The following is a 6,120-nucleotide window of genomic DNA, read 5'->3' on the forward strand; positions in this document are numbered from 1 at the left end:
CGTGAGCGACGACACCCCGGTCGCGCGTCCCGCGGTCCGGTGGGCCGTCGTCGCGCTGGTCGCCGTCGCCGTCATGGCCGTCGCCTTCGCGATCGGACGCTTCACGGCGTTCGGCGCGACGGCGGCGCCGGCCCACCCCTCCGACACCTCGGCCGAGGCCGGCTTCGCGCGCGACATGCAGGTGCATCACACGCAGGCGGTCCTCATGGCGATGGAGATCTACCGCAAGACCGCGGATGACGAGCTGCGCACCCTCTCGTACGACATCGCCACGACGCAGTCGGGCCAGCGCGGCGAGATGTTCGGATGGCTGGTCGAGTGGGGCCTGCCGCAGGCCTCGAGTCAGCCGCTCATGACGTGGATGGAGAAGTCCGACGCGCACAGCCACGGCGACACCGCCGCCAAGACGCAGGAGGAGCTGCTGTCCGAGATGGGAATGGCCACCGATGCCCAGCTCGACGAGCTGCGCAGCGCCCAGGGCCAGCCTGCGGACTGCCTCTTCCTCGAGCTGATGACCCGCCATCACGAGGGCGCGATCCCGATGGCCCAGGCCGTCATCGAGCTCGGCGACGATGCGCGCGTGAAAGAGGTCGCGGGCGCGATCGTCACCGGGCAGTCGGCCGAGCTCGACGCCATGCGCGACATCCAGTCCCGTCTGTCCTGCGCCGGCTGACCCGCGCCCGACCCGGTCCGCGCCCGCCCGCCTCCGCGCCTGTGAGGCCCTCGCCCGCCCGGTCCGCGCCCGCCCGGTCCGCGCCCGCCCGGTCCGCGCCCGCCCGGTCCGCACTCGGCCCGCTCAGCCTCGCTCCGCGCCCGCCCGCCTGCCCGCGTTGCGCCTTGCCGGTCCCTCCCCACGCATAAACGCCGTTCGTGCGTGAAAACAGGCCCTCGCACCGTTTCTACGCAGGAACGCCGTTTACGCGCGTCCCGCCCCGCGCGTCCCGCCCCGCGCCGCCGCGCGTCCCCGCCCCGCGCCGCCGCGCGTCCCCGCCCGCGCCGCCCGCGTCGAGCAGCCGACGGCGTGCCGCGGACACGCAGAAGGGCACGGCATCCCGGATGCCGTGCCCTTCGCGTCGGGGCGGATCTCAGCCCTTCGTGGCACCTGCCAGCAGGCCGCGCACGAAGAAGCGCTGCAGCAGGAAGAACACGATCAGCGGCACGAGGATCGAGATGAACGTTCCCGCGGACTGCAGGAACCACTGGTCGCCCCACGTGCCCGACAGGGAGTTCAACGATTGCGTCAACGGCAACGATGACGACGGCGCGAAGATCGTCGCCACCAGCAGGTCGTTCCACACCCAGATGAACTCCAGCACCGCGAAGGATGCCAGGGCGGGAGCGGCGAGCGGAAGGATCAGGCGGAAGAAGATCTGCCCGTGTCCCGCGCCGTCGACGCGCGCCGCCTCGATCACCTCGGCGGGGATCTCGGCGATGAAGTTGTGCAGCAGGAAGATCGCCAGCGGCATCGCGAAGATCACGTGCGCGATCCACACGGTGGCGAAGCTGTGCTCCACCCCGCGCAGGTCGAAGCCCGGGAAGATCGTCACCTCGTTGATCGTCAGTCCGCGCGAGAACAGGCTCAGCAGGGGCACCAGGGCCATCTGCAGCGGCACGATCTGCAGCGCGAAGATGAAGATGAAGAAGAAGTTGCGACCCTTGAAGTCGATCCACGCGAACGCGTAGGCGATGAGCGAGGCGATCGCCAACGCGAACAGCACCACCGGGATGGTGATGGCGAGCGAGTTCAGGAACGACTGCGCGAGCGTCAGCGCGGTGCCGCCCGACGTCAGGGCCAGACGGTAGTTCTCCAGCGTGAACGACGGGTCGGTGAAGACGGTCCACCACCCGGTCGACTGGGTGTCCGACCCCGGTCGGAACGAGGTGATGAACAGACCGAAGGTCGGGATCGTCCAGAAGAACGCGATGACGATCGCCGCGATCGTCGCCCCCTTCGAGGTCAGGCGCTTGCGCGCCATCGCCTCGTGCTTGCGGGTGTCGCGGGCGACCTGACGGGCCGAGCGGGTGTCGGTGGTGGGCTCGAGCACCACGGTGGAGGTGGTCATCGCACTTCCCTCTGCTTCCGGATCTGGCGCACGTTGAAGATGATCAGTGGCAGCACGAAGAGGAACAGCACCACGGCCAGCGCGGCGGAGTGGCCGTAGCTCTGGAAGCGCTGCTGCTGGTTGACCATCTCGAAGGCGAGGACGGTCGAGTCGTTCCGGCCACCGGTCATGACGGCGACGATGTCGTAGATCTTCAGGGCGCCGATCGCGATCGTGGTCAGCACCACGATGAGCGAGGAGCGGATGCCTGGCACGGTCACGTTGATGAACCGCTCCCACGCGCTCGCCCCGTCGAGCTCCGCCGCCTCGTTCTGCTCCGGCGGGACCGCCTTGATCGCGGCCGAGAGGATGACCATGGCCAGACCGGTCTGGCTCCAGATGAACACGACGACGAGCAGGAGGGTGTTGATGAGCGGAGAGGCCGACAGCCAGGAGATCGGCTGACCGCCGAAAGCGGTCACGATCGCGTTCAGGATGCCGAGCTGGTCGCCCTGGCGGAAGTCGTAGACGAACTTCCAGATGATGCCCGCACCCACGAACGAGATGGCGAACGGCATGAAGATGAGCACCTTGAGGTACTTCTCCCCCGCCGCGCGGTCGATGAAGACGGCGTAGGCGAGACCGATCGCGGTCGCGATCGTCGGGGCGAGCAGCACCCAGATGAGGGTGTTGATGACCGACCAGAAGCCCTCGGGGTTCGTGAAGGTCCAGATGTAGTTCTCGAACCCGACGAAGTTGTCGCCGGTCTTGTCGAAGAACGACTGGAAGAAGGTCGTGATGGCCGGGTAGACGAGGCCGATCAGCAGCAGGATCGCGGCGGGCGCGGCGAAGAGGATGAGCTGGAACAGGTACCCCGCGCCCTGGCGGGAGCGGTAGTCGGCGTAGAAGAGGATCGCGCCGAGGAGCACCGCGATGCCGAGCACGTAGATGACAGCGTTCTGGTACGGACGCAGCAGCATGAAGGCGAGGATCGGCACGGCGAAGCACGCCGCGAGCCGCAGCCAGAAGTAGCCCTTGCCCGAGCGGGGCGCGTATTCGATGAGGAGCAGGAGCAGGCCCACGACCGCTCCGAAGACCACGAGGACGAGCGGGATCTGCACGATCGGGCTGAGCCCGCCGAGCCAGATGAAGAAGCTGTTGAGGGAGAAGCCGAGTGTGGTCGGCTTGGTGTCGGCGGGAGCGCGCGTCACCATGAAAAGGAAGAGCGCCACCACGAGGATGAGCCCCACGACGACCACGAGCAACGTGGTGCGATTCGCGGCCGCGGAGCCGCGTGACGCGGCCTTGCCCCGGCCGGTCGGCGGGGGCGACGCCGCCGGCGTCGTCTCCGCGTTCTTGATATCGGTCATGACGTCCCTCCCGAACACGCCTTCGTGCTCATCGATGAGTGCCCGTGTGGTGCTTGGGGCGGAATATGAGTATGGACCGGATGGGCCGCCCGCGTCGCGGGCGGCCCATCCTTTTCGATCGGTTCGATCAGTTGTCGTAACCGGCCTGGATGTTGCTGAGCACCTCGTCGGTCGGGGTGCCGTCGATCCAGCTGACCATGCCCTTCCAGAACGACCCGGCGCCGACGGTGGCCGGCATGAGGTCGGAGGCGTCGAAGCGCAGGGTGGTGTTCGGGTCCTGCAGCGTCTTCATCGCCTCGGTGAGGAACTCGCTGGACGCGAGCGAGGGGTCGGCGCCCTTGTTGGCGGAGATCACACCGCCGAGCTTGACGCGGGCGTCGGCGAACTCGGGCGTCGACATGAACTCGACGACCTTCTGCACGCTCTCGTCCTCGGAGAAGGCCGCGACGAACTCGCCGCCACCCTCGACCGCCAGCTCGCCTTCCTTGACGCCCGGGAGCAGGAACGCGTACACGTCGCCGTCGGGGGCGATCGTGGGCGTCTGACCCGCTGCGTTCGTCACGGTGAGGAAGTTCGCCGAGAGGAACGACGCCTGGTGCGTCATCGGGCAGCTGCCGTCGGCGACCTTGGCCGCGACATCGGCGAAGGCGGTGGAGTTGATGCTCTTGACGTCACCGAAGCCGGCGTTGACGTACGAGGGGTTGAGGAGGATCTCCCCCACGGAGTCGAAGGCCTGCTTGATCTGCGGGTCGGTGAACTTGACCTCGTTGGCGACCCACTGGTCGTACACGTCGGGGCCCGACTGGCGGAGGACCATGTCCTCGATCCAGTCCGTTCCCGGCCACCCGGATGCCGCGTCGGAGGCGAAGCCGGCGCACCACGGGGCCGCGCCGGTCTTCTGCTGGATGGTCTGGGTGAGCGTCATCAGCTCGTCGAAGGTCTTGGGGACCTCGACGCCCCACTCCTTGAACTTCGCCGGCGAGTACCAGACGTAGCCCTTGAGGTTGGCCAGCATCGGGGCGGCGTAGAAGGTGCCGTCGTCGGTGCCGTAGGACTTCCAGTCCTCGCCCCAGTACTCGTCGACGTTCGACGAGACGGCGTCGGACGCCTTCTGCACCTCGCCGGTGCCGATGAGCGTCTTGAGCAGACCCGGCTGCGGCACGATCGCGATGTCGGGGGCGTCGCCACCGGACACCTTCGTCACGATGTTGCCCTCGAAGCTCTTGTCGCCGGTGTACACGACCTTGATGCCGGTGTCCTGAGTGAACTGCTCGAAGCTCTGGTTCAGCGCGTCGGCCTCGGTACCGGTGATGCCGCCGGCGATGCGCACGGTGGTCTCTCCGCTGCCCGATCCGCCCGATCCGCTGCTGTCACCCTCGGCGCAGCCCGCGAGAGCGATCGCTCCGACCGCCAGCAGCCCGACGGGAGCCAGCAGGCGATACCGCTGTGACATACCCATGTGGTCTCTCCTCTTTGAGTTCGGTGGTGCATCGGACCCTGTCGGGAACCGATTCCAGGCAACCGTAGAGGCAATCCACAAGAGTTGCAACACGAGTCAGGTCACGAACCGATAACACGCGAAATGACGCGGAAGGATGGCATTTCACCCTGCCGGAACCGGTTCCAGATTCGTCGAATATCGGATACTCTTCTTCGACGTCGACACAGACGTCGACACGTCACGAGGAAGACCCTGCGCATGAGCGGAATCGCCGATGTGGCACGCCTGGCCGGCGTGTCGAAGTCGACGGCGAGCCGCGCTCTCACGGGCGGCGGCTACGTCTCCGACGGCACACGGCGGCGCGTCGCCGACGCCGCGGCATCCCTGGGGTACGTCCCCTCCACGAGCGCCGTGAGCCTGGCCACCGGGCGCACGCGGACCATCGCGCTCATCGTCCCGAAGGTCAACCGCTGGTACTTCGGCTCGATCGTCGAGGGCGTCGAGCGCACGCTGATCCCGCTCGGCTACGACGTCACGCTCTACGTCGCCGAGCCCGGCTCGCGCGACCGCGAGAGCCTGTACTCCACGTACCTCGCGCGGAAGCGCTTCGACGGCATCATCGCGGTCGCGCTCGAGCCCGACGACGCCGATCTCGAACGCCTCGCCAACATCGGCAAGCCCGTCGTCAGCATCGGCAACGCCCTCTCCGGCGTCCCGACCCTGGGCCTCGACAACATCGCCATCACCCGCATCATCACGCAGCACCTGATCGCCCTCGGGCACACCGACATCGCCTTCGTCGGCAGTACTCCCCCCACCGACGCCCCGGCCAAAGACGTCGACGAGCGCTCGATCGGCTACCGCAACGCGATGAACGACAACGGTCTCGCCGTGCGCATCCGCAACGTGCCGTCGACCCTCACCATCACCGATGCCTACGCTGCCGCCGCGTCGTTCCTCGCCGACGCCGCCTCGCGCCCCACCGGCGTCGTGGCCGCCTGCGACGAGGTCGCCATCGGCGTCATCATCGCCGCGCGGCGCATGGGCATCTCGGTACCGACCGAGCTCAGCGTCGTCGGCATCGACGGTCACGATTACGCCGAGATGTTCTCGCTCACCACGATCGAGCAGTTCCCCCAGGCCCAGGGCATCGAGGCCACCCGCATGCTCGTGCGCATGATCGAGGGCGCCGGCGAGGTGCCGCGGCGCACCGAGGCCGACACCCGTCTGGTCGTGCGCTCCACGACCGCTCCCCCGCGCTCCGCGT

5 protein-coding genes are annotated in these 6,120 nt (G+C 68.0%); 2 read left to right on the plus strand and 3 right to left on the minus strand.

Translation table 11 applies throughout. The annotated features are described in order from the left end of the window. Position 1 precedes the first annotated feature (1 nt). On the plus strand, positions 2 to 673 hold the full coding sequence (locus RWH45_RS11335; protein ID WP_315995001.1) for a DUF305 domain-containing protein: 672 nt from the start codon (positions 2 to 4) through the stop codon (positions 671 to 673). A gap of 412 nt (positions 674 to 1,085) precedes the next feature. On the opposite strand, the gene RWH45_RS11340 is transcribed toward RWH45_RS11335, so the two are convergent. The 3 genes from RWH45_RS11340 to RWH45_RS11350 form a co-directional block, all read right to left on the minus strand. Then, the gene (locus tag RWH45_RS11340; protein WP_298873750.1) at positions 1,086 to 2,063 is read right to left on the minus strand and encodes a carbohydrate ABC transporter permease; all 978 of its coding nucleotides are present in this window, start codon (positions 2,061 to 2,063) and stop codon (positions 1,086 to 1,088) included. Continuing rightward, complete coding sequence (locus RWH45_RS11345; RefSeq protein ID WP_437127337.1) at positions 2,060 to 3,412, minus strand: carbohydrate ABC transporter permease; 1,353 nt, start codon at positions 3,410 to 3,412, stop codon at positions 2,060 to 2,062. Before RWH45_RS11345 ends, RWH45_RS11340 begins: the two co-directional genes overlap by 4 nt. A 127-nt stretch (positions 3,413 to 3,539) precedes the next feature. Then, positions 3,540 to 4,871 carry an ABC transporter substrate-binding protein gene (locus RWH45_RS11350; protein WP_315995002.1) on the minus strand — a complete coding sequence of 444 codons (1,332 nt, stop codon included), beginning with the start codon at positions 4,869 to 4,871 and terminating at the stop codon, positions 3,540 to 3,542. Between the two features lie 240 nt (positions 4,872 to 5,111). On the opposite strand from RWH45_RS11350, the gene RWH45_RS11355 reads away from it, so the two are divergent. Next, the coding region (locus RWH45_RS11355) for a LacI family DNA-binding transcriptional regulator (protein WP_315995003.1) at positions 5,112 to 6,120 on the plus strand (1,009 nt) is incomplete at its 3' end.

This window comes from Microbacterium galbum, from assembly GCF_032464915.1.
Taxonomy (GTDB): Bacteria; Actinomycetota; Actinomycetes; order Actinomycetales; family Microbacteriaceae; genus Microbacterium; species Microbacterium galbum.

Bases quoted from the DNA above. Each gene is read 5' to 3' on its own strand.
- RWH45_RS11350 (WP_315995002.1), bottom strand. From the start codon at position 4,871: ATGGGTATGTCACAGCGGTATCGCCTGCTGGCTCCCGTCGGGCTGCTG.
- RWH45_RS11340 (WP_298873750.1), bottom strand. From the start codon at position 2,063: ATGACCACCTCCACCGTGGTGCTCGAGCCCACCACCGACACCCGCTCG.
- RWH45_RS11345 (WP_437127337.1), bottom strand. From the start codon at position 3,412: ATGACCGATATCAAGAACGCGGAGACGACGCCGGCGGCGTCGCCCCCG.